Below are 24,468 nucleotides of genomic sequence, written 5' to 3'. Positions count from 1 at the left end.
CCCTTTAATCTTGTTTGTTGGTATGACGTCGATACAGGTCTGCTGCCAGTTCTTTTGAACCTTTCAACACCTCCGGCGCTTCAGCAAGCAGACGCGCTTTCACCTGCCCCTGAGGCTCAGAAATTTCACAGGACGCACAGGGTTCAATCGGCAGTGGGGCCTCATCCTGACCGCGACGCAGCACATACTTCCCGCTGCTGTCCTGCTCACACAGCCACTTCAGGATCATCTGCCGTTTGGGTTCAGACAGGTCGCGTGTCACCGGCATATAGTTGGGATCGTTATGCTCCCGGGAGAAGGCCAGCTCCAGCACACTGCGGAATCGCACCATTGACGCGTAGCTGCTGAGGTTGACCAGCATGCGACCCATCACCGGATACAAATTGTTGTACTGACTCATGATGGGTTTGACGTCATTCCAGGTCGGCTGAGCCGGCACGGTGTAATGGTCAAAAACCAGATTGGCAATGATATCCATGAACTGCTGGATATAATCCGTCGCACCCACCGGTGTATAACTCATCAGATACACCTGACCATCCATATACTTTCTGGGATTGCCGGGCCCTGTCACCGAATATTCGTAGCGGGCTTTACCGTTGGCATCCGTGACGGCATTGGCGCCCAGCGTGATCGCAGATTCCGGCACGTTGATGACGGGAATCGGGATGCCCAAATCATCCGGACCAGTACCCTGATCAGATGCCGGCGGCTGAAGCGTGACCTCGATTTGCTCGCCTTTCGACGGCACCCCATAGCGTGAAGCATAAAAATCAACCGCCACCGGCATATCCGGATTCAGCCGGTGAACCACCTGTTCGGCACGGACCAGCAGCCCGTCCTGTGTTTCACGAATCATGATGGAATTGTCATTCGTATTGAGTAAAGCCAGTGGCTGTAAACTCATGGCCTGAATCTGCCTGTCTGTCAGATTCGTGGCATTGAACAACGCCCCGGTATTGTGCATCCAGTTTGTGCTCATATACGGAATCGGATCGCCAATGGGTGTGAATACCGACTCGCTCAGATGTGTGGTGCCTTCATCAAATTCGCTGCCCAGCACCACCAGCTGAATCGGTCCAATATCGACAAAATCACCATTGCCATTCAACAGGGGTAAAGCATTACTCAGGTCCACACAAATATTGCGTCCTTCTGCATCCACCTGAGCGTTAAAAAAGTTCATATTCTGCGGCGTTCTGTCACCGTTTGCCGGTGCAAATCGACGCCCCAGCACAAAGCTGTCTGGCTCGCCTTCCAATGCGGGGCCAATCACACCCGACACTCGCCCGATTGTAAATTCCGGGTTGGTATGATCCGTGTTATAGCTGTAAACCATCATCCGAACCGACAGCTTGCCGACCTTCTCCGACATGGCTTTCAGTTGCTGCAGGAATGGCGAATGACTGACGTTCACCCAGGACAAGTCATCCAGCACCGACTGGTAAATCGCCGTTGCCGTCTGATCCCCACCGCCGTTTTGCTGCTGGCGGCTGAACAGAATGTCGCGAAACGGCGCAGGCAGAAACTTCCCTTCAAAAAAGCCGGGGATTTTGCCGTCAGTCAGGCGCATGGTCAGTCCCCATATCTCTGAAACCAACTGCATCTGCGGATCCAAATCGACCATTTTGGCGCTGACCAGATCGTTCGAACCGCCGATCAGCATGCCAATCACCGGATCTTTCTTCGGATCGCGGGTGGTGGTGCCGTCCTGATAGCCGACTTCCGTCACCTGACAGTCAATCAACCGGAAAGCACCGGAACCACACGGGTTCCACCAGCCGTTCTTATTTTGGTCGTCCTGATATTCCTGATATTCCGGTTTGAATTCCGCGACATCAAAATGCCGGACATCATTATTGACGGTAGAGACATCCGACTGGAATTTGCCGGAGAACACCATCCGCAAGTTATTTAAGTAGCTCATATTGCCTCGCTATTGAAAGTGCTGTTGCAACAGACCACAAACTTGCTGCATGGATAAGCAATCCGGCTGATCCAGCCGATTCAACATCTGCTTGTTATTGGTGATGAAAATCGGTCCATGCTCGGGAGAATCCGCCAGTCGGCCATGACTGCCTTTCACTAACGACGTATCTAACGGAATCACATCCATCAGCATGCGCTGCCCGAGTTTTTTCTGTAATAAACGGGCAGCGATTTTGAGTTTGACGAAACGAATTGTAGGGTCGACAAAGAGTTCCACCGGGTCGTACCCGGGTTTGCGGTGAATATCTACGGTTCGGGCAAAGTCTGGTGCTTTGCTGTCGTCGAACCAGTAATAGTAATCAAACCAGCAGCCGGGTTCTGCAATCAGAACCAGCTCACCGCTGCGGTCATGATTGACCTGCACAACCTGCTGTTCGCGGCGATCCAGCACCTGTTCAATGCCGGGCTGGGACTGAAGGAACTGTTTCACAGGCTGAATATCCCGCGGATCTTTGATATACACATGAGCAACCTGATGATCGGCAACAGCAAAGGCACGGCTGGCACCGCAATCCAGCAATTCCCAGTCCACCGAATCTCTGACCCGCAGGAATCCGGCTTCCCGTAAGATCCGGTTCACTGAGACCGACTGGCTGACCGGGGTGATCCCGTATTCAGACACCACCATGACATCAGCGCCCTGTTCCCGGGCAAAGTCGATCAATCGTCCGGCTTCACGATCAATCTGAGCAAGATCGGCATTGATCGCCGGCGAATCCGGCCCAAGCCGTTGTAGGTTGTAATCCAGATGCGGCAAGTAAACGAGCTGAAGATCCGGCCGGTTCATGGTGAATTCCACCATGGCACAGTCGACAATCCAGCGGCTGGAACGAATGTCTGCCGCGGGTCCCCAGAAATTAAAAAAAGGAAAGGTGCCGACTTTCGCTTCAATATCCTGATGTAGCTGTGCAGGTTCGGAATACAGACCGAGAATTTTACGGCCATCAGCCGGATAATGCGGACGCGGTGTGACGGCATGATCCACATCGGCATACATGTTGTACCACCAGAACAACTGGGAACAGCGAAAATCGGGACGTGATCGCTTGAGCTTGTGCCAGATTTTCTCGCCCTGAACCAGTTGATTCGGCTGCAACCAGAACTTCACTTCCGCCAGTTCGCGAAAATACCAGCCATTCCCGACAATCCCGTGCTCAGCAGGACTCAGCCCGGTCAGCATCGACGCCTGTGCTGTTGCCGTCACGGCGGGAAACACACCCTGCATAGGCGTCATGATGCCTTCATTCGCCAGCGCTTGAAGCTGCGGGGTGTGTTCCCCGAGCAACGCGGGCGTCAGGCCGACAATGTTCATCACGATCAGGGGCTTAGTCATATCGAAGCAAGCCTCTGTCTCTCAGCCGATGTTCCAGCCAGCTCAGCTCTTTGACAATGCCATCAATCAATTCATGGTCATTCTGTGGCTGTAAGTCGGCAGGTAAAACCAGCCAGGAGTATGTTTCCACTTCCAGCCAGGGCTTGATCTGATACCGGTAATCAGACAAAAACTGAAAGACACTCTCCAGTGTGTCATGAAGTGACGTCATGGCTGGGTGGATCCATTGCGACATATCCAAAGGAACGTGGAAGTGAACCCGCCAGTTCTCCGTTTCAGCCAGCTCTGAACCCGGCGCATATAAGGCTGACAAAGCGCCAGACAAATCCGGCATCGCGTTGAGACGGCCATCAGTATGCCTGGCTTTCACCTGATGCAAATACCGCGCTTCCGCAAAGAGTGTCAGCACGTCCGGTAAGTCTGATAAAGGATCCAGCAATGCTTGCGTATCGACCTCAAACGCATTCGAGATTTGGATCTTCCCAATATAGATCCCGGCTTCCGTCAGACGACGCAGAGAATCATAGGCATCTTCATACATCACCCCCTGATGACAGACATCAAAACAGACCCCAAGATGCTCCGGATAGCCACCATTCGCTTGAGTCAGTTCCCCAAAGAAATCAATCATCTGCGTGGTCGATTCCAACACGCAGTCCGGTTCCATTTCCAGACAAACCTGAATATGCCGGCCCTCCAGCGCTTTCAGCACAGCAAGCTCTTCATTCAGCCAGATCAGATGCTCAATCGCCTTCAGGTGTTTGTCGTCACGCCAGTGTTGCCGATAGCCGAGCGGCAGGGTTGAAATCGCGCCCATAGTCACGTGATGCGGCAGACAACTGGCCAGAATCACTGCCAGTTGACAGGTGTAGATGAGCCGCCGTGGATCACTCCAGTCAGGCAGATAAACATCTTCTTTCACTTCGCCCTGATGAAAGTTGCCATAGGGAAAGCCATTTAAGGTCGTCAGCGACACTCCGTTTCGTTGCAGGCATTGCCGAAAATGTTGCAGCGCCTCGGGGCGCTGTAATTCAGACGCAGCGCCTGCACTCAGCCACAAGCCGCTCGACATCTGCGTCTGCCCGCGCTTCGCCATCACCGGCGAAAAAAATCGGCTGAGATTCGCTTCAACGTCTGCCAGGGTTTCGCCTGGATGAAGGTTACTGCAATAGGCCAATTCACTCGGGTGCCACATACCCACCTCATTGCCTTATGTCCATTTATCCATTTTTCCGTTTTTCGCAATGCTCAGGGTTTAACCCTCGATGACAGGCTCCTGCCCCCGCAGTGCAGAGTTGGATTCCCACAACCGGGTTTGATCAACCTGAATGGGCGTATTCACCGCCTCTCTGCTGATCCGGCCGCTTTGCGCAAAAAAATCAATTGGGTTTTCGAACAACACCCGGGTGATCTCTGCTTCGCTAAAACCAGCATCTTTCATCGCAGCGCCAGTCTTGGGGACTTTCAGTGGATCACTGCATCCCCAGTCTGCGGCACTGTTCACCACCATTTTTTCCAGACCATATTCTTTCAGCAATGCAACCATGCGCTGTTCAGACATCTTGGTATTGGGATAGATGGAATGGCCGCGCCAGCAACCGGTTTCCATCACCAGCGGCAGCGTGAGTTCATTCAGGTGGTCAATGAGCACCATTTCTTCAGGAATTCCGACTTCACGAATCAGGGCAATCGTCCGTTTGGTGCCGCCGATTTTGTCTCTGTGCGGCGTATGCACGAGCACCGGCAACTCAAACTCCATGGCGAGTTGCATCTGTTCGGCCAGAAAAATATCTTCTTCCGGTGTGATATCGTCATAGCCAATTTCACCTACGGCGACCACGCCATCTTTGGCCAGAAACCGGGGAAGCACTTCCATCACCTGGTTGGCGAGCGCCAAGTCATTGGCTTCTTTCGGATTCAGCCCCATGGTGCAGTAATGATGAATGCCAAACTGGCTGGCCCTGAATCGTTCCCAACCCAGCAAGGTGTCGAAATAGTCGACGAAGCTGCCGACCGATGTTCTGGGCTGTCCCTGCCAGAATGCCGGCTCGATAACACCGACAATGCCAGCGGCATACATACGCTGATAGTCATCTGTAGTGCGCGACACCATATGAATATGTGGGTCAAAGAATTTCATGATGAGAATGTCCTGTCGTTGGAAATGAAGAATGCGATCGTTTGAATGAGAATTGAGAGAGCAGGCGATCCGCAAGCATTCGGGTCGCATCTGACATGGATGACTGCAGATGAGACAACTTGCGCCAGAATTCAGGCGGACAGTCCTGCCCGCCATTATTCACCAGTGCCAGCAACGTATAATGCTGATGTGCCTCCGATTCAGAAAACACAAACCGCATATAAGTCTGCTTCGCGGTGTCTGTCAGATAGCGATAGCGCATGCCCAGCCAGATCGATGGCGGCACTTCCCGAGTGGCATGCAACCGCTCATCCGTTAAATCCACGCAGAGTTGAGTCAGCTCCGGCGACTGACGTAACGGTAATCCTTCAATCTGCTGAATATTCAAATCCAGAAACAGAGCCTTCAGCACCAGTTGATGAAAAGCTCGCTCATTGAAGTACTTCACCGGATAGGAGTTATTCAGCGCCAGTGCCGCGAACAGGTTGATATCATTGGTCCGGGTCGTTTCCATCGCAATCGGGTTCAGCTCATGGTTTTCCCCCAGCCAATCCAGTGCCCGAACGGTGACAATTTTCTCGTTTTCATCAAATTGCCGGTAAAGCGAAAACAATAACTCCCCCCACTGCACCGCCGGTACGATGCTTCTCAGTGTCAGCAACAACAACAGCCGCCCGGCCTGATCAACCTGCCAGTGTGTCCCTTCCGGCTGGTATTTCAGTTCAGCTTCTCCCAGCTTTCGACGGGCCATGGCACTGGTCAATATCAGGGCATTCATCGCATGATCCAGGGTTCTGCAATCCAGAATTTTGTCTCTGGCAACCTGCAGCCAGGTTCTGGATGCAGGATCCAGCATGGCATACAGCTCACTTTGCAGTGCATCCGGAGAAAAGTGACTTAGTGGCGTATCAAAACGTCGGGAATACATAATTTGGTCTCACACAATCAGGTGGCCTGAACCCACTTTTGTAAGCGAGGCATCATGAAAAACAATGCAACACAGCACAGACTGGGCAGCACCAGATTCATACTGGCCAGCATTAATCCATCCAGAAGCGGTACAGCTGCGAGCAAACCCCCAATAAACGCCCGCACATTTCTGGGCGTCGAAAACAGACAGCGCTTCAACACAAACAAGAGGTAAAGGCTCAGCAAACCAGCATAGAGCCAGAAGTAAGGAAAGGCGTATCCCAGCGTTCCCAGGAGAAATACGGGAATAAACAGAAGTCCCAACGACCACCACTGAGACACTCGGTTGAACTGTTCTTCCCGCGCTGCATAGGTAATCCCGCTGATGTACAGGCACAGCGCCACCGCAGCCAGCACAATTTCTGGTGTGATCCCGGCCAGCATCATCGCTGCGATCAGGTAAACACCCAGTCTGCAGCCGCCCATAAGAACCGCACTGTGCCGAAAGCGCTTGTGAACCAGGTTATACAGTAAGATTAATAGCGCGAGGCAAAGCACCATCAGCCAGCCAAGCGACGCCCGTTCTGGAAATGCATGCTGATACAGCGTCCCCGCGATGCCCACACCAAGCAGCAACATCATGACCCCATTGAGCCAGACCGCTCCCACAGAAACTTTTCCTTCCGGAATCGGGCGCGCGTTCTCGTGCCGTCTGTCCCAGCGGGCATCAAAGGCATCATTCAGAAACATCCCCGCCAGATACATCAGCGACAGGGAGATCAGGCATCCGCCCCACAACAGGACTTGCAGGCTCAGACTTCCCGTCCGCACCATCTCACTGCCCAGGCTGGCCTGTGCCACCAGTGCGGCTGCAAATACATTGCTCCAGACACTGGGCAGATTTGAAGCTCGCCCGAGTGTCAGCCAGGTGTGCATCCGCATCAGCCGACCTCCTGCCATTGGGCTTGCAGCGCATCCCGTTCAGCGGCAGGCAGATGCAGTTCCTTTAAGGTGTGAAGTGCAAACAATAAATGGCCGGTGTCGATCTCATGGACTTCCTGATCAGTCCCGATAGCCGTCAACAGGGGAATACATAACTGGCCGCCCAAGTGCTGACGAAACTCTTCCAGTCCCTGAAAGATCAGGGGCTGTCCGGTCTGATCACACCGATCGAGTGCGGGGTGCCACAACGTAAAGCCCAGCTTCTCCAGTAAACGGGTCAGCCGTCTCAGCTCATAACCATTCAGGAATCCGGCTTCTCTGGCATAGTAGGCATCAAGTGCCATCCCAATCGCGACCGCTTCCCCATGCCGGACGTCATATTGCGTCATCGATTCAAGCTTATGTGCGGCCCAGTGTCCGTAGTCGAGTGGGCGCGTATTACCCGTTTCAAAAGGATCTCCGCCTTGGGTAATCTGATGAATATGCAGCTCAGCACACCGGGCAATCGCGTATTGTGTCGCCCGGGCGTCAAAGGCGTTGAGTGCCTGTGCATTCTGTTCCAGCCACTGAAAAAATTCGGCACTGCGTATGGCGGCGACTTTCACGGCTTCCGCCAGTCCTGCCCGTTTATCCCGCTGCGGCAGGGAGTTCAGTAACGCCAGATCATTGAGCACCGCAAAAGGCGGGCAAAATGTACCAATCAGGTTTTTACTGCCATACGCATTGATGCCGTTTTTCACACCGACGCCAGCGTCATTTTGCGCCAGTACGGTGCTGGGCATCCGCAGCAGTTTGATTCCACGATGAAAAGTCGCGCAGACATAGCCGACGGCATCCAGCAATGCCCCACCGCCAATGGCAATGACCCTATTGTGACGATCAACCTGATGCTGTTGCAGATAACGATACAGCGCGTCAAGCTGAGCCGGCTGCTTGACGGTTTCTCCACCATCAACCACCATCGGCGCGGCCATCAGATGAATATATTGCTGATGCTGTGAAAAATACTGAGATGCTTCACGCAACACTTCAGGATTACCATCCACGACGCCTTGATCCACGATCATCACGCAACCCTGTGAGCGTATTTCCTCTCCGGCACTCATGCGCGAGCGCAGTAAAATGGTAAGCAAATCTGAATTATTCCGGGCAAAGACATGCCGGGTAAAACAGACAGGATACTGATGCTGAACGTGAAATGACGCTTTCAGGGTCTGAATCTCATCAGAAGGTATTGCCGAAACAGCACCCTCTTTTGACTCAGAATTTGATTCAGAAACAGTCACATGCTGCCATGTCCATTTCAGCAACCACCCCAGTGCGGGTATGGCAATGCTTCCGGCCACGACCAGCAAAAAAGGATCCTGAATCGTGGCATAAGTACCCACATAGGCATACGCCGCAGCCAGACCAGTATTGGCCAGCGTTGTGAGCATCAGAAATTTGCCAAAAGGATACTGAATCATCCCGGCAGCAATGACTGAGGTTTCAGCCAGCACAGGCACACCACGCATCACCACCAGCGTTCCGCCACCAAGGCGATCAGCCAGACGACGGGCTTTCTGACGCTCCTGATGAGTCAGCCACCGGGCACCCAATAATCGGTCTGAACGTTCTCCCAGCCAATATCCGAGACAACAGCTCAGGCTTAATCCGAGACCAATGTTCAGCCCGCCCCATAACGGCCCTAAGGCAGTGACAGCGAACATGGCAACAATGCTGGATGGAATCGGCAAGACAATATCAAAGGTCAGCAATGCAATAATAAATAAAGAAATCAGCCAGAAGCCGGCAGACGTATTTTCAGAAAGAAATGTGATGGCTGAAGCAACGAAAGACTGTACATCCTGCTCAAACAGGACAAATGAAAAGATAATCAGCGCCATGACGCCAACGACATAAAACACCAGGCCTGCGCCTGTACGATGAAATGTATCCATATTGTTCAACCTTGCCCAACTGAAATGTGTCAGAGATTCAACGACAACCCGTAGCGTCATGCATGACGGATCCCTGTCTGCGAATGAAAAGCACGCACGTCTTTCATTCAAATCACAATTGACACTGAACAACGATGAGTATTTCCAGAAGGAATACTTCTACTATTTTGTTGAATATAGCCTTGTCTGCAAAACACAAAGATTTATCTGCGCACCGTGTGTCATACAAAGGCTCATTGCGTGATTTGAATCAATTAACCAATGAAATAAATAAATCACTTATTTACTAACCGAATGGCTTCAAATTGATTCAGTCAGTTGAATCCTTTCCAATCAAAACAAAAGATTACTTTCCCTGAATACATCCACTCGCTCATTTCTGTCAGTTTTCAATCTCACATTTTTCATTCATCAAAGACGGAGCTAATTCCGGGCCAATCACTGAAACTTTCAGAATTTCAGGAGAAGGAATTTCATGATCAATTTTGAAGCGGAAATACAACTTCACCTTGCCTTGAACTGTATTTAAACCCGTTCGTTTAAAATACCAGCCCGTTTATGGTGAGCTGGCAAGGAAAAATACAGGGCCGTGTTTTCCCCATTCAGCTCATTCTGGTCAATATCAGCAATATGCCCGACCTGTTTCTCTTGAATGACGACCCAATTCTGAGATAACCCGGTGAAACATCAGGCTATTTTCTTTCATTACTTATATACGCTTTTGTTTATTTGTGAACTGACCTCTAAATTTCATATTCAACCCAATGCATTTTAATGTCTGATTGGTATAACGCCATTTCCTTTTTCTACCAAAAATCAAATGGTTGTCATGATGAAAAACGTTCATTCCGGTTTACAGCGCTCTGCGCTGGCGCTGCTCATTTCTGCAGGTTTGTACGCAAATACAGCCGCAGCCGCACCATCTTGTGAAATGGATGCGCTGTCTGCTTCCCCTTCCCCGATCTCAGAAATCGAAAAAGCCGATATTGATTGCAGAAACGCCTGGTTTTCTGCACCGGCAGACACACTGAATACGCTGTTCAGCGAAAACAGTATCCATCAAATCCAGCAACAGCTCATGCTGCACATCAATCAATATCAGGGTGAAACACAGCAGGCCGTTGTCATCGAGAACCTGGGTGAATTCGTTCGTGCAGCCTACTACGTCCGCTACGCGAACAAAGCGCAGTACGGTGATTTTTCGGATGCGCTTGATGTCGCTCTGGCGAACACAATCAATGCGTTTCTCACCTCGCCAAGTGCCACGCAGAGCGGCCGGGAGCAGGTCGCTGCCCTGAAAAGCATGACCATCATGGTCGATAATATTCGTCAGTTACCGCTGACCCTGGCTAATCAGTTACAACTCCTGAATCATTTCAATGCAGAAACAGCCAAAGATCTGCAATTTGTGGACGCACTCAACAACCTGTTCCGTGCGATGAGCGGCCATATCAGCCTGACGCCTTTTTATGATGATCTGGCCAAGCATCCTGAATACCTGGAGCAACTACATCAGTTCATTCTGAATAACGAATGGGCATTGGGTACAGACGCCGATTTCCTTGTGAGCAATACGGCACGTGAGATGGGTCGTTTGCTGGTGACACCACACGAATCAACCCGCAAGCAAGTGCTTTCAATTCTGGAATCCCTGCTGGAACGCTACCCACTTGGTGGCAAGAGCGACAAGATGTGGGTCGGGATTGCTGAAATGATCAATTACTTTGCGCCCGATAAAGCTGAATCGCTGGGGCTAAAAGATGCTAAAGCTCAGCTCGAAGCCCGTGTCATGCCATTCCGTTACGAGTGTGACGGCCCCGCGATTGTCCGCGCACAGGCAATGACGCAGGCTCAGGCGGCGAACGTGTGCGATGTGCTTTCCGACAAAGAAGCTGATTTTCATCAGGTGGTCAACAGCGGTGACCAGCCCGTTGCCGATGATCACAACAACCGTGTTGAAGTGGTGGTTTTCGACAACAACGCTGATTATGTCAGTTTCTCGAACTTCCTGTTTGGCAATACCACCAATAATGGCGGTCAGTATCTGGAAGGAAACCCGGCAAACCCGGATAATCAGGCGCGCTTCGTGGCCTATCGCAATGAATATGCTGAAGGCTACAGCATTCTGAATCTGGAGCACGAATATGTGCACTATCTGGATGGCCGCTTTAACCTATACGGCGATTTCAATGACGTACTGAGTCCGGGACACACGGTCTGGTGGCTGGAAGGCTTCGCTGAATACATGCATTACAAGCAAGGTTACACCGCAGCGGTTGAACTGGCACGCGAGCAGACTTATACCCTGTCTGAAGTGCTGGCAACCACTTATGATCATGATCTGAACCGGATTTATCGCTGGGGTTATCTGGCAGTCCGCTTTCTGATGGAAAACCACCCGAATGAAGTGAATACCCTCTTATCCTACGGCCGGCAAGGTAACTATGCCCAATGGACAGACACCGCAAAAAGACTGGGAAGTACTTATTCGACAGAATTCCGGGACTGGCTGCTGACCGTCGAGTCTACGGGGAATGAGCCGGGCGAACCGACACCCGATCCTCAGCCTGAACCTCAGCCAAACCCGGATGAAGCCACAGCGCTGGCGATCGATCACCCGATCACACTGGCGGGTGAAGCCTACAGCGAGCACTTGTATTATGTCGATATTCCGGCCAATACCCGTGAATTTTCGCTGTCCATTTCTGGTGATGGTGATGCCGATCTCTATGCCAGTTATGATCGCGTCGCCCATTACTATGACTTTGACTTCACCGATTTTCAACGCGGCAGCAACGAAACACTGGCGTTTGCTCCGCAAACCAATGGCTACATCAAACCAGGACGCTATTACCTGAGTGTGACCGGCCGTGAAGCCTTCCGTTCAGTCACGCTGAAGGCAGCAGCAGACATTGCAGCCCCGGCTCATGGTGAAGATCATCACGATACCAAACCTGCAGATGATTTAACGCCCGTTGTTCTTGAAGCAGATAAACCACAGGTTATTCGTGTTTCCGAGCAGCGTTATCTGGGATTCTATATCCCGCAAGCCGGTCAGACACTGCGCGTCTGGGTCAACCCAACTCAAGAAGCCGCCAGCGTCAATGGCTCCAGCAGCGATGTAAGTTTGTACGCTGCCAGCGCTCACTGGCCAACCGCTGAAAAGTACGACGTTGCTTCGACTTACACCGGCAACCGTGAATTCATTGAAATCACCGCAGATCAGGCAGGTTATGTCCATCTGATGCTGAGCAATGAAGGAGAAAAGGCGACTGTTGAAATCTATGCAAGCGTTTTCTAATCTCTTGATGTAATACGGATTCAACGTTTACACCCGGGCGCCGTACGGTCATTCCCCCGACCCAACGGCGCCTTTTTTGATTCTTCGTTTAAACACTGCCTTCCGTTTCAATCACCAGAACCCGTGCCTCTCCTATCGGGTGAGCAACATGTTCTGTCCCCACAGAGGCATAAAAAATATCACCAACGTTCAGCATGACCGATTGCTCTGCCCCGTGCTCCCTGTAATGCATCTCGACCTGTCCATCGAGCACGACAAACACTTCTTCACCGTCATTGATGTGCCATTTATAGGGCTGATCCGTCCAATGTAACCGAGTGGTGATCCCGTTCATCTTGGCGATGTCCATCGCGCCCCATGCCCGATCGGCCTGAAATGCCTGACTCCGGATAATCTTCATTTGGTTTCGCTTCCCTGATAAGTAACTTAATAAACACCGCGTTCTGATTCACGACCTGCTGCAAATGCCTCAATCACCCTGACACCGGAATGCGACGCAAAAAGAGCGTTGGAAAAGTAGGCTTCAATGTCTTGTCGTGATGCCGCAGCATCACCAAAATAATACGTCTCCAGTTCTTGAAAAATCGCCAGTAATTCAGAAACCTGTTCACGAGTCACGGCTTTGATAATCACGAATCACCTCCCTGCCGTTCTGGCTGACACAACAAATTGAACTCTATTTCTGACTCGCTGATACAACGAAAACCAAGTTTTTCATACAACCGTTTCGCCGGATTCCCTTTCAGGACACTGAGTGCCACAGATTCATGATTCGCAAAGGCCCGCGCGATCAAATCACCAATCAGCTTTTTTCCGAGATTGAGATTCTGAAACTGAGGGTGGATCTGAATCTGGCACAGATACCACTGCCGTTGTTCCGGCTGATAAATCGCCTTAAACAATCCGGCATCCTGACCATTCACTTCAAGGATCTGAGCCGCATCGAAGTGATATTGAATACGACTGAGATGAGACACTTGATCAGTCGGCGCACCTGCTTTCTCAAGGTACGGTGTCATCGTTAGTTCACGCAGAGCCAGCAAAAACGGCACATCCTGCTCGCCCGCTTTTCTTAACTTGATCTGGTGATCTTCCCTGATATCTGCCATTTGCTTGTCCTTCCCTTATTCTGAGCAACCGCAATCCTATCAGAAGCTGACGCCCAGTGGTGCATTCTTGCGCCTGCAAAGCTAATTGTTCAGATTTTTAGAACAAGAAGAGCAATAAATCGCTATGGATGGTGACTCAAATCACATTTATGATTTCTCCATGTTGAGCATTAAAGAAAACAAATCGTTCCCTGAAGGAGTAAGAATTATGAAAACATTCATCGCTGCACTACTTGCTGGTACATTCGCTTTTTCCGCTTCAGCCTTTGCTGATCTCACGAGCCATTTGTCTGTTGAAGTCACCCCTCAACGGGGTGGCGCTTGGGTCTTCGTCGAGAAAAACGGCGTGCCGCAAGCCAACATTGATGTGTCTGTCCCAAGTCAGAAATCAGCCTATAATACCAAATCGGACGGTCGTGTCTTTGTCTACACCAATCGCGAACCATCCCATACCTTAGCCATCAATATTTCTGAACAAGGTGGTGAATCGTTGACTGTACGTCGTCTGATCCCATCCAGCCGATAAACACGACTTTGCACATTTTGCACAAGGCGCCATCAACGGCGCCTGATGTGTTTGCCTCGCGAATTTCCTGTGCTCTTCCATACTGAATGACAAACGGTTACTTGGGAGATAATCATGAGTAATGCATTCAAAGACGTGGAACAACCCTGTGACGCAACCGATGCCTGCGGTGCGATTCAAGTCATTCTGACCCCCAAAGATAAAGATTTAGGCGGGTTTTCAGTGCGTCGTCTGTTGCCGACGGCCAGACAGAAAATGGTGGGGCCCTGGATTTTCTTCGATCATATGGGCCCGGCCAACTTTCCTGCGGGCGAAGGTATTAATGTGCGTCCTCATCCCCACATTGGCATCGCCACCGTCACTTACCTGTTTGAAGGAGAAATTCTGCATCGGGATTCTCTGGGCAACCTCCAGCCAATCAAACCCGGTGATCTCAACCTCATGGTGTGTGGTCGCGGGATTGTGCATTCTGAACGGGAGCGCTACGAAGTCACCTCGGTTGAACACAAGCAACATGGCCTTCAGCTCTGGCTGGCACTGCCCATTGAAGACGAAGAATGTGAGCCTGCGTTTTATCACTATCCGAATGACAGTATTCCCGCGTTGAACGTCAACGGTGTTCCGGTCAGAGTCATGATGGGTTCGGCATTCGGCGCTACTTCTCCAGTCAAAACCTTTGCAGAAACCCTATATATTGAAGCCGCTCTGGAACCCGGCCAGCGCCTGAGCCTACCGATGGCCGATGAACGTGCTCTCTATGTGGCCAAAGGTCATTTAAAAGCCAAAGACACCGATTTGCCCGAACACAGCATGGCTATCCTTTCCCCCCAGGATGGGGTTGAAATCGAGGCAACCGAGTCCTCCCGGATCGCCATCATCGGTGGTGAAAATATCGGGCCGCGTTTTATCGAATGGAACTTCGTCTCCAGCCGGAAAGCGCGCATCGAACAAGCCAAAGAGGACTGGCGGAATCAACGGTTCCCACTGGTGCCCGGCGATGAAACGGAGTTTATTCCGTTACCGGAGTGACATGTGTCGCCGCGGATGGTCAGGGACAGGTGACTTCTGGGGACAGGCACATATATTCTGGGCCATATTTTCGGGGACAGGCAGGCTATTCAAATCATGCCTGTCCCGGTAAGTTTTCAGCCGTCAAGTGTCCGCGAAAGTGTCTGTCCCTTTTATCGATTCTCTATTCACTAACGCACTTTAACTGAATGCACTCTGGCGCTTTTGACGGATGAAAGGCACCAATGACGTAAACAGCATCCCCACAAGCACCGTCACCATACCCAGAACCTGCACGGGTGCAGGATACTGCCCCAGCCCAATACCAATGAGCAAGGTACAAACCGGAACCATATTAAACACCAGTGTGGTTTTCTCTGGCCCCAGATTCAAATTTCCATAAAGCCAGCAATAGTAAGCGACGACAGTGCCTGCCACCGCCATATACACCAGCAATAAGCCGGACTGGATATTTAACTGCATCGCCTGTGAAACAACATCTTCCTTGAACCCCGCAAACACGGCTATCATCAACGCGCCTGAAGTGATCGTCCATCGTGTCAATTGTCCCGCCGGTACCTCCGGCAGCCATCGCTTGACCAGCACAGAAAACAAGCAACCCGACAGACATGAAATCGCAATAAAACTATCCCCGACAGAAAGCTGAACAGCCAGGAGTTGCCCTTTGGTTACAACCAGATAAACACCGATAAAACCAACGAGTAACCCAAGCCACTGCCATTGATGAATACGGCTGCCAAGAAACAGACTAGAAAGAATCAGACCCACTGCCGGGGTCATGCCCATAATCAAGGCGCCATTCAATGCACTCGTCATCGTCAGGCCAATAAACATGGCTGAATTAAAAATAAATACGCCAATCCCTCCCAGAATCATCAGTTTGATCTGTTGATTGAACGTCAGAACCGACTCCGGTTTTCTCTGGAAAGCCCTCAACAATAAGAGAATGGCGGCAGCCAGCAGAAAACGAAACGTTGCGGCACTGAGAGGCGTCGGGGAATGATTCAGCCCAGTGATTGCATGAAAATTACTGCCCCACAGAAAGACCGCTGAAAACACCATCAGCCAGGCAAAAGATTGAGATTGCATCTGTATTTATCCACATCAGTTCAGGTTTGGCATAGATTATCGATTTCACATATGGTAGTTAATGGCCATTGTTTGGAAGTTAAATACCATATATGAGAAGTCATTATTCCCTGGATGATATGCGGCTTTTTGTCAAAGCCGCAGCCTGTCAGAGCCTGACGCAAGCGGCTGAGATCACGGGTATCCCACTGGCAACGTTGAGCCGGAGAATCAAAAACCTCGAAGTTCAGTTGCAGTGCCGCCTGCTGAACCGCAGCGCGCACTATTTTTCACTGACCAAAGAAGGTAAATCATATTTTTCACTGTGCCAGCCGCTCATCCAGGAACTGGAACAGGCGCAGGCTCAGACAGACCATCAAAAACAGACATTAACCGGTAAAATTCGGATCACAGCACCAGTCAACATGACACAGGAATGGCTCAAACGCTGTTTCTACGACTTTATGAAGCGTTACCCTGAAGTCCAGTTGGAACTGGTCCTCAGCAACGAGTTAGAAAATCTGGTCTTGAAAGAGTTTGATATCGCCTTCCGGGTTGGTGAGCTGCCAGATAGTGAATGGATTGCGAGGAAGCTGTGGCAAACGCCTTTTGTACTTTGTGCGTCGGAAATGTATTTAAGTCAGCACGATCCCATTCAGCACCCGCAGCAATTAAGTCACCACAAGCTGATCGCAGCCAGTCATACAACTTCGTGGGCGATGACGAACAGTAAGAGCGGTGAACGCTTTAACCTGCCGCTTGAGGAAACAGCCCTGACAGTCAACGACATTCATGTAGCTCGCGATGCAGCAGCCGAAGGTCTGGGAATCACCTGGATGCCCGCTTACTACTTTGAAACCGATGCGTTAACTCAAGCAGGTTTGACCCGCCTGTTACCAGACTGGGCTGGTGAAGCAAAGTCGCTCTGGATGATGTACCGGGACCGGACCATGTTGTCGGCGAGAATGAAAGCATTCATTGAACATGTGCAGTATCTGGAGGTGCCGCCCGCTTTCAGAACAAGCCGCGTGAAATGATGTTCAGGCAAGTCGCCCCTGCTTCGGGGGCGACTCTTCAACCGTTGTTCAGCACACCGTGCCTCTTATTTCTCTTCGTCTTTACTTTCCTGGCTGAACTCCTCGCTGGCTTTCTGCCAGGCTTCACTCAGGTTATCGTAAGCGCCAGAAAAGCCTTCTTTCACATGTTCCCATGCCCCGGCAGAACTGCTTTTCATGCTGCCGTACCATTCGGCAAGCTTCACGCGCTGTTCCTGCATCATTTTCAGGCTGTTCCGGGATTTTTCCCGGGCTGCCTGATCCATGTTATCCCAGTCTTTATCGATCTTGGCCTGAAGTGCTTCGATCTGTGTATCCAGACTATCCAGCCCATCTTTCGTCGCCTTCATGGCTTCGTCTTTCTGCTCAATTGAATAGTCTTTCAGCGACGCTAACAAATGTTGAGTTTCCTGGCTGATTTCTTCTGCAGAGGTCGTTGCCTTTTCTTGTTCATGATCAGCCGCACTCACTGAAAATGGCGCCAGTCCCATCAAAACGAAGAATGCAACAACTGAGGTGTAACGTTGAATCATACGGGCTTTCATATTTCCTCCAAGCCTTATGTCATGTATGCAGAGTCTGAACGAATGGAGTGAGACGATCAATCAAACTGTGTTCGAATCATGTCAACACAGCTATTTTCTGGCGATTCACAATGAATGTTCCATACTTTAAAGCAATGTTTTCAACGATGAAAAACAATCAGTTATGGAAGAGAACAATACAACATTACTGAACCTGCGCACCATAGAACCGGCCGATTACAAAGAACTGGCGACACTGATGGATCTGGTCTTTCCGGATGTCGGCGGAGCCTGGCCAAAATCCACCATTCAACAACTCATCAGACAATTTCCTGATGGCCAAATCTGCATTGAAGATAAAGGAAAACTGATCGCAGCCGCCCTGACGATCAAAGTCAGTTATAACCGTTATTCACTGAATCATACCTATCTCGACATTGTGGATGCCAATGATGTGGCCTGTCACAACATGAATGGTGATGCTTTATACGGGCTGGATGTTTTTGTGCATCCGGATTACCGGGGACTTCGATTAGGCCGACGCCTGTATGAAGCCCGTAAAGAACTGTGCCGCGCCAACAACCTGAAAGCCATTCTGGCAGGCGGACGCATTCCCGGCTACCACAAATACGCAGACGAAATGCCGGTTTCCGAATATATCGCCAAAGTCAAACGCCGGGAAATTCATGATCCGATTCTCTCTTTCCAACTGGCAAATGATTTTGATGTCAAACGCCTGATGAATCGCTATTTACCGGAAGATGCCAAGTCAAAAGGCTACGCAACACTGCTGGAGTGGGACAATATCTTCTATGAGGAAGATATTTCTGTTCATCAGACAGAAAAGACACTCATCAGACTGGGCATTGTGCAGTGGCACATGCGTCGGGTCGTTTCGGTCGACGACCTGATGAATCAGGCTGAATTTTTTGTTTCTTCGCTTTCGAAATACCAATCGGATTTCGCCCTGTTTCCAGAGTTTTTTAATGCGCCACTCATGGGACTGGCAAGAGACAAAGATTCCGTCGAGGCCATTCGTTACCTCAGTCAGTTTACGGATGAAATTCGCCACCGGTTTTCACAACTGGCAGTCACTTATAACATCAACATCATTGCAGGCAGTATGCCCTGCATGAAGCATGATAAGTTGTATAACATCTCTTATCTGCTGCACAGAGACGGCGATATTGATGAGCAGTATAAAATTCACATTACCCCGCACGAGGTCAGAGACTGGGTTATTGACGGCGGCGACAAAGTCAAAGTCTTTGAAACTGACGCCGGGCGAATCGGTATCCTGATTTGTTACGATGTGGAATTTCCTGAACTGGGCCGGCTACTGGCTGATCAAGGCGTCCAAATTCTATTCGTCCCTTTCTGGACAGACACCAAAAATGGTTATTTGCGTGTGCGGATTTGCGGCCAGGCCAGAGCTATCGAAAACGAATGCTATGTAGCACTGGGCGGCAGTGTGGGGAACCTGCCACGCGTCGACAACGTGGACATTCAGTACGCACAATCCGCTGTGTTTTCTCCGTCTGACGTCTATTTCCCCCACGATGCCATCATTACGGAAGCCAATGCGAACACCGAAATGATTATCTTCGCAGATGTTGACCTGTCCAAACTAAAACTATTGCATAACGAGGGCTCTGTCACTAACCTAAAGCACCGTCGGCTGGATCTCTACAAGATGAGAAAGCCTAAAAAACGTCATAAAAAGAAGCAACAATAACTGATATTTATCACAGGATGTGGCAATGCAACGGATACTTTGTCAGTCAGCGCTCATGCTGGCAGCGCTGACTGCATGTTCGGTTTCAGCACAGCAAGCGGTCAGGCCCGGACTTTCAGGCAATGTCAGTCTTCACCTCAGCTGGATGCAGGACGATTCTCATTTAAGCACCGAACAACCTGCTGTTCTCAATTCTCTGGATGATTCCGGCACAAAAGAGGAAAAGACGCTCCCTTTGCCCATGTGGGATCTCCAATGGGGACTCTCCCCATCGACGGCCCTTTACTTCAAATCGGCACTGGGCGGCATGGCCAGCAGTTTCTATCTGCAGACTGGCGTCAATTACTATTTGCACGACAGTTCAAGCATCGGACTGGGATTCATTCCCGGTTTTCTGGATAACGAAGTCTGGGAAGATCCCTTTCTGACCGGCTCGGCCAGAACCAAAACAGACCGCACAATTCGGGGAGGCGTATTCGAATACAACCACATTGCCGGCAGCACTGTGTCGTTTGAGTTTGCCGGCGGAAAACGCCGGATCGAGCAGGAGCAAAGCGGTTCTGGGTATGATGCAGCAACACAGGAAGCTTTAAAGCGTGAAGGAGCACTGTATTACGCCGCACTCAGTCAGAATATCGACTTCAACCGTTGGTTCGGCATCGACTGGAAATTGCATTACATCAAAGATAAGGCCGAAGGCAAAGCAATCGCCAACAATCGCTATGGTGTTGAATTGACAGCCAAACAACGTTATCAGCGTTATCTCTTTATGCTGGGTGCCAGTACGGCCAAAGTGGATTATGAAGACACGCATCCTATCTTTGACAAAACCCGGGAAGATCATCGCTATGGCCTGTCAGCGACCTTGATTTATCTGGCACCTTTTCAGTGGCGCAATGCCAGTGTAATCGCCAGAGCCGGGGTCGACGAACAGTCTTCCAATATCAACTTTTACGACGAAACCCAAACCCTGTTCACCCTCGGGCTGGCATACAAATTCTGAACCTGAACCCGTAAAAATAGGGGGCTATTTCCCCCTATTTTCTCCTCTCTCGCCGGATTCATCCGGTTATTTTGAAATCCAGCCTGCGACTTTCGCTTTTGTTCTCGCCCAGCTCAGCCTATCGTTCATGTCATTCAGCGTGGTCAGCTCATTCTGATAGGCCACAGCAATGGGCCATCGCTGCCCCTTCACTTCCAGCACCAGCGATGGAAAGCCTGAGACACCCAGTGCTGCCGTCAATGCCAGTTGTTGTTCCAATAATGTCTGTACGGCCTCACTCGTTAGATCCTGGGAAAACTGCACCGGATTGAACCCTAATTCCTCAGCCAGCTGTACATGCGTTTCCGCATTCGAGGGATTCATCGCCCGAAGATAATACGCTTTTTGTATGGCCTCGATCATGGCTTCCCCCTGTCCCTGCAGCTCCGCTGCAATCACAGCCCGACAAGCCGGATATGTCGAGCGTCGGGGCTGACAGTGCGTCCAAAAGTCATGGTTAAAGGGTGTGCCAAGTTGTCCTTCAATACGTCGCCAGGTTTGCTGAAGCATCTGTTGCATCTCTTCCGGCATCGGTTGATCACTGTCCGGTGCCAGCCCGCCGAGGACATATCTCACATGGATATGCTCCGGCAACTTGGCTTTCAGGCGCTGAAAGGCAGGTTGATACCCCCAGCACCAGCTACACATGGGATCGTGCACATAATAGAGCGTTGCATCCACGGCTTATCTCCCGGTTTTCTTGATCATCATTTATAAACGATCATTCTAAATATTCTGTATTAGAAAACCAGTATCAATTCCGGTTCACTGATCCAGCCTTCGTTTATCGCTGTAACTGGCGTAATTTTGCAGACTGATGTGCAAATAAAGTCGCCGCTTCCTGTTCAGTGAACGACAGCTTCAATTGAGTCGTCAGCAAATGATGCAGCATGGTGCTGTCACTGATACTGACTTCTTTTTCAGTTTGGTTCACATCATCAGATTCAACATACGTCAGGTTACGAATCAGGTAACGACGACTTTCCAGAATGCGTGACACAACCAGATGATTCACAAAGGCCGCATCCGGCGATTGATGACTGTAAAAGTGGCCGATATTACAGTCAGACTCCAGATACTCGGCAAAGTCAAAACGGTAAAGAATTTGTGCCGCCTCACCGCTTTTGGCAAGGAGCATCAGCCCACCCCGGCCGTCCCGCTCCAGATAATAATCATGGCGCAATCCAGGCTGTGCTTCATACTCATCCAGTGAAATAATCCGCCGTGGCGTCATCACACCAAACCCGCCATCAATCAGATACTGACGGTCATTCAGCGTCAACAAGGTCAGGCGGTGTGAACGGCCATTATCCGGATTCCCATTCAGCATCACCCGGCCAATCAGCGGCCGAACATCAAACCCGAGCTGTTTCAGGGTCAGATAAATCAGTTTATTATGCTCGAAACAATATCCACCGCTACGTTCAGTCACGAGACGCAGGAATAATGCTTCAGGCTCCAGACTCAGCGCCCGACCCAGAATGACATTGGCGCTAGAGAACGGATACCGTGCCAAATGGGCCGTCTGTAACGCCTGCACCCACGCCAGCGTGTGTTGCGGTGCCGGCAGATCCAGTGTTTTCAGGTACTGGTGAATTAACTTTTCCATTTTTGCTCCATCATCCGAAGTTCATGGCGCCACGATAAAACCTCAACCTAACCTGAGGTCAAGAATTCATTTCATTTTTTATCAAAAAGATGAAAAAGCGGAGACATTTCTCTCCGCTATCGGATGCCTTTCGATTTACAGGAACATGCTCCCGGAAGCTTCGATACGTTGCGCCGTGATCCAGTCATTTTCCTCTGCAACCAATGCAGCAATCACCCCGCCGTCATATGGCGAAGAGAGTCCAGGTCTTCATAGATTGGCAGATTCGGTTGCTGACGAAGTATCTGGACTGACCGCTGAATCAGCATCAGAATCAACTACCGACTGCTCAATCACCTGCCGTTTATTGCCATCCACATAGGCACCGAACTGTTTCAGCAAAAAACTCAATTTAGGCGAGATACGCACCTGACAAAAAGGCCGTTGCGGATTCCGGTAAAAGTAATCTTGCAATGCCTGCCGGGAGGGTTCAAATGCATCGAAGCGCAGCGCCTCAGTCAGCACAGGGTGTTCGAATTCAGACTGAAGCGCCTTCAGACAAATCTGCGAAGCTCGCTGCTGTTCCGGGCTGAACGCATAGACTGCTGAACGATAGCGATGACGTAACGAATGATTAGACGTACAGCTATGGGTATGCAGATGAATTTGGATCAGGGTATACAGATCAATCCCGGCCGGATCAAAACGAACCAGAATCCCTTCAGACATCCCATCCAGCCCCTGTGCAGACAACCAACCCTGTTCGACTTCTCGGACACCCTTCAGCGATCGGAATATCGCTTCAGTACACCAATGGCAACTCCCGCCTAAGCCAATTGTTTCCATGCGGCATCTCCTGTCCTGTGCTGTTTCATCAGTTTGACCCGCCCAGTGGAAAAAAGGTTTCGTGCACCGGCACATTTTCGTGCAATTCATCTGAGCTGACACGAGATTGTCATTTCAGCCGCCGGCCTAGCAAGCCACACAAAACAGACTGATTCCGCAAACTGCAAACAAAAAAATCCCCGGCCAGATTGACCAGGGATAGGCATGTTTTCAAAAGAAAAACAGAGACAGCAGATTAACGCTGTTCGCGTTGCTGTTTCTTGCGCTCAATCTTCTGCTGACGTCGCGCTTCAATCGTTTTCATTGCATCGCCACCCACGTGCTCTTCACCACGTTCCTGAGCCAACTGAACCTGCTTTTCACGCTCACGGAAACGGGCCTTTTGTTCTTCGGTGTGTTTATCAACACACTTCGGACAACTCACGCCTTTCTCGTAATGCACACTTTGCATGTCCTGCTCGGTAATCGGCAGTCGACAAGCATTACACAGGTCATATGATCCCTTTTCAAGCTGGTGATTCACTGTGACACGGCCATCAAAAACGTAGCACTCACCTTCCCACAGGCTTTCTTCAGCCGGAACTTCTTCCAGATACTTCAGAATACCGCCTTCCAGGTGATACACTTCTTCAAAGCCTTGCTCTTTCATGTAAGCCGTTGATTTTTCACAACGAATACCACCGGTACAGAACATGGCAACTTTCTTGTGCTTGGCAGGGTCCATGTTCTCTTTCACATAATCCGGAAACTCACGGAACGTCTCCGTTTTCGGGTTGACTGCATGCTTGAAGGTGCCGACTTCGATCTCATAATCATTGCGGGTGTCCACCACAAAGACTTCCGGATCAGCAATCAAAGCGTTCCAGTCTGTCGGTTTCACGTAAGTCCCCACCACATGGCGCGGGTCAATCCCTTCAACACCCATGGTGACGATTTCTTTCTTCAATTTTACTTTCGAACGATTGAATGGCTGATGGTCGTCAAAAGATTCTTTGTAGACGATGTCTGCGAGGCGGTTATCCGCTTTGAACCAGGCCAGAAGTGCATCAATGGCTTCACGCTTGGCGGCAACCGTACCGTTGATCCCTTCTTTTGCCAGCAGCAGGGTGCCGCGGATTTCTTTTTCTTCCATCAGATTCTGCAGCGGCTGGCGCAGGGCTTCAAAATCTTCCAGTGCAACAAACTTGTACAGTGCACAAACTACATATTGAGACATCGTTTTTCCTCAGTGCGGGCTGGATCGTAAATCCAGAGCATTGTGATAAGAGCTTAGATCATTGAGCGCGGCATTATAGCGAAGACTGCCACGGTAAAACACATAAGAAAAATAAGGTTATTTTCAGCCCGGAAGGCGGTCTGTGTCTGAGTAACACACTGTACTTGAATTCCCAG

The 24,468-nt window shown here is 50.4% G+C and carries 22 protein-coding genes; 6 read left to right on the top strand and 16 right to left on the bottom strand.

What is annotated here, in order from left to right; all coding sequences use genetic code 11:
- Positions 1 to 4: 4 nt before the first annotated feature.
- The 7 genes from EA58_RS13000 to EA58_RS12970 are packed head-to-tail and all read right to left on the bottom strand — an operon-like array spanning position 5 to position 9,253.
- The gene (locus tag EA58_RS13000) at positions 5 to 1,927 is read right to left on the bottom strand and encodes a hypothetical protein (RefSeq protein WP_152548021.1); all 1,923 of its coding nucleotides are present in this window, start codon (positions 1,925 to 1,927) and stop codon (positions 5 to 7) included.
- A gap of 9 nt (positions 1,928 to 1,936) precedes the next feature.
- On the bottom strand, positions 1,937 to 3,322 hold the full coding sequence (locus tag EA58_RS12995; RefSeq protein ID WP_051642081.1) for an alkaline phosphatase family protein: 1,386 nt from the start codon (positions 3,320 to 3,322) through the stop codon (positions 1,937 to 1,939).
- Positions 3,315 to 4,517 carry a metabolite traffic protein EboE gene (gene eboE, locus EA58_RS12990; protein ID WP_036753435.1) on the bottom strand — a complete coding sequence of 401 codons (1,203 nt, stop codon included), beginning with the start codon at positions 4,515 to 4,517 and terminating at the stop codon, positions 3,315 to 3,317. Before eboE ends, EA58_RS12995 begins: the two co-directional genes overlap by 8 nt.
- A 60-nt stretch (positions 4,518 to 4,577) precedes the next feature.
- Positions 4,578 to 5,462, bottom strand: a complete 885-nt coding sequence (locus EA58_RS12985; protein ID WP_200872183.1) for a TatD family hydrolase — start codon at positions 5,460 to 5,462, stop codon at positions 4,578 to 4,580.
- Positions 5,449 to 6,390 (bottom strand): EboA domain-containing protein, encoded by a 942-nt coding sequence (locus EA58_RS20995; protein ID WP_051642080.1) that lies wholly within the window; start codon positions 6,388 to 6,390, stop codon positions 5,449 to 5,451. Before EA58_RS20995 ends, EA58_RS12985 begins: the two co-directional genes overlap by 14 nt.
- Positions 6,391 to 6,407: 17 nt before the next feature.
- On the bottom strand, positions 6,408 to 7,313 hold the full coding sequence (locus EA58_RS12975) for a UbiA family prenyltransferase (RefSeq protein ID WP_051642079.1): 906 nt from the start codon (positions 7,311 to 7,313) through the stop codon (positions 6,408 to 6,410).
- A complete protein-coding gene (locus EA58_RS12970; protein WP_036753544.1) occupies positions 7,313 to 9,253 on the bottom strand; it encodes a 3-dehydroquinate synthase in 1,941 nt (646 codons plus the stop codon). Before EA58_RS12970 ends, EA58_RS12975 begins: the two co-directional genes overlap by 1 nt.
- Positions 9,254 to 10,085: 832 nt before the next feature.
- Between EA58_RS12970 and EA58_RS12965 the strand changes: the two genes are divergently transcribed.
- A complete protein-coding gene (locus tag EA58_RS12965; protein WP_235199614.1) occupies positions 10,086 to 12,554 on the top strand; it encodes a M9 family metallopeptidase in 2,469 nt (822 codons plus the stop codon).
- 88 nt (positions 12,555 to 12,642) lie between these two features.
- On the opposite strand, the gene EA58_RS12960 is transcribed toward EA58_RS12965, so the two are convergent.
- The 3 genes from EA58_RS12960 to EA58_RS12950 are packed head-to-tail and all read right to left on the bottom strand — an operon-like array spanning position 12,643 to position 13,663.
- Positions 12,643 to 12,954 carry a cupin domain-containing protein gene (locus EA58_RS12960; RefSeq protein ID WP_036753430.1) on the bottom strand — a complete coding sequence of 104 codons (312 nt, stop codon included), beginning with the start codon at positions 12,952 to 12,954 and terminating at the stop codon, positions 12,643 to 12,645.
- Positions 12,955 to 12,980: 26 nt separating this feature from the next.
- Positions 12,981 to 13,187 carry a hypothetical protein gene (locus tag EA58_RS12955; protein ID WP_036753542.1) on the bottom strand — a complete coding sequence of 69 codons (207 nt, stop codon included), beginning with the start codon at positions 13,185 to 13,187 and terminating at the stop codon, positions 12,981 to 12,983.
- The gene (locus tag EA58_RS12950; protein WP_036753428.1) at positions 13,184 to 13,663 is read right to left on the bottom strand and encodes a GNAT family N-acetyltransferase; all 480 of its coding nucleotides are present in this window, start codon (positions 13,661 to 13,663) and stop codon (positions 13,184 to 13,186) included. The genes EA58_RS12955 and EA58_RS12950 overlap by 4 nt, the downstream gene beginning before the upstream one ends.
- Positions 13,664 to 13,871: 208 nt before the next feature.
- Here EA58_RS12950 and EA58_RS12945 point away from each other — a divergent pair, with 208 nt between their 5' ends.
- Complete coding sequence (locus EA58_RS12945) at positions 13,872 to 14,189, top strand: hypothetical protein (protein WP_036753425.1); 318 nt, start codon at positions 13,872 to 13,874, stop codon at positions 14,187 to 14,189.
- Between the two features lie 114 nt (positions 14,190 to 14,303).
- Positions 14,304 to 15,218: a pirin family protein gene (locus EA58_RS12940; protein ID WP_036753422.1), complete on the top strand. Its 915-nt coding sequence runs from the start codon at positions 14,304 to 14,306 to the stop codon at positions 15,216 to 15,218.
- Positions 15,219 to 15,398: 180 nt separating this feature from the next.
- On the opposite strand, the gene EA58_RS12935 is transcribed toward EA58_RS12940, so the two are convergent.
- Positions 15,399 to 16,307: a DMT family transporter gene (locus EA58_RS12935; RefSeq protein ID WP_051642077.1), complete on the bottom strand. Its 909-nt coding sequence runs from the start codon at positions 16,305 to 16,307 to the stop codon at positions 15,399 to 15,401.
- A 119-nt stretch (positions 16,308 to 16,426) separates the two neighbouring features.
- Between EA58_RS12935 and EA58_RS12930 the strand changes: the two genes are divergently transcribed.
- Entirely contained in the window at positions 16,427 to 17,323 is an 897-nt protein-coding gene (locus EA58_RS12930) for a LysR family transcriptional regulator (RefSeq protein WP_161781044.1), read from the top strand.
- 65 nt (positions 17,324 to 17,388) lie between these two features.
- On the opposite strand, the gene EA58_RS12925 is transcribed toward EA58_RS12930, so the two are convergent.
- Positions 17,389 to 17,886: a sll1863 family stress response protein gene (locus EA58_RS12925; RefSeq protein WP_051642075.1), complete on the bottom strand. Its 498-nt coding sequence runs from the start codon at positions 17,884 to 17,886 to the stop codon at positions 17,389 to 17,391.
- Between the two features lie 163 nt (positions 17,887 to 18,049).
- Here EA58_RS12925 and EA58_RS12920 point away from each other — a divergent pair, with 163 nt between their 5' ends.
- Complete coding sequence (locus tag EA58_RS12920; protein WP_036753418.1) at positions 18,050 to 19,600, top strand: bifunctional GNAT family N-acetyltransferase/carbon-nitrogen hydrolase family protein; 1,551 nt, start codon at positions 18,050 to 18,052, stop codon at positions 19,598 to 19,600.
- A gap of 25 nt (positions 19,601 to 19,625) precedes the next feature.
- On the top strand, positions 19,626 to 20,603 hold the full coding sequence (locus tag EA58_RS12915) for a DUF2860 family protein (protein ID WP_051642074.1): 978 nt from the start codon (positions 19,626 to 19,628) through the stop codon (positions 20,601 to 20,603).
- A 66-nt stretch (positions 20,604 to 20,669) separates the two neighbouring features.
- Here EA58_RS12915 and EA58_RS12910 read toward each other — a convergent pair whose 3' ends face one another.
- The 4 genes from EA58_RS12910 to trhO all read right to left on the bottom strand — a co-directional run bounded on the left by EA58_RS12910 (position 20,670) and on the right by trhO (position 24,292).
- Positions 20,670 to 21,323, bottom strand: a complete 654-nt coding sequence (locus EA58_RS12910; protein ID WP_036753415.1) for a DsbA family protein — start codon at positions 21,321 to 21,323, stop codon at positions 20,670 to 20,672.
- Positions 21,324 to 21,426: 103 nt separating this feature from the next.
- On the bottom strand, positions 21,427 to 22,251 hold the full coding sequence (locus EA58_RS12905; RefSeq protein ID WP_051642073.1) for an arylamine N-acetyltransferase family protein: 825 nt from the start codon (positions 22,249 to 22,251) through the stop codon (positions 21,427 to 21,429).
- A 249-nt stretch (positions 22,252 to 22,500) separates the two neighbouring features.
- The gene (locus tag EA58_RS12900) at positions 22,501 to 23,076 is read right to left on the bottom strand and encodes a peptide-methionine (S)-S-oxide reductase (RefSeq protein WP_081819647.1); all 576 of its coding nucleotides are present in this window, start codon (positions 23,074 to 23,076) and stop codon (positions 22,501 to 22,503) included.
- 235 nt (positions 23,077 to 23,311) lie between these two features.
- Positions 23,312 to 24,292 carry an oxygen-dependent tRNA uridine(34) hydroxylase TrhO gene (gene trhO, locus EA58_RS12895; protein ID WP_036753412.1) on the bottom strand — a complete coding sequence of 327 codons (981 nt, stop codon included), beginning with the start codon at positions 24,290 to 24,292 and terminating at the stop codon, positions 23,312 to 23,314.
- Positions 24,293 to 24,468: the final 176 nt, after the last annotated feature.

The sequence above is a fragment of the Photobacterium galatheae genome, from assembly GCF_000695255.1.
Classification (GTDB): Bacteria; Pseudomonadota; Gammaproteobacteria; order Enterobacterales; family Vibrionaceae; genus Photobacterium; species Photobacterium galatheae.
This window is presented reverse-complemented; position numbering and strand designations above follow the sequence as displayed.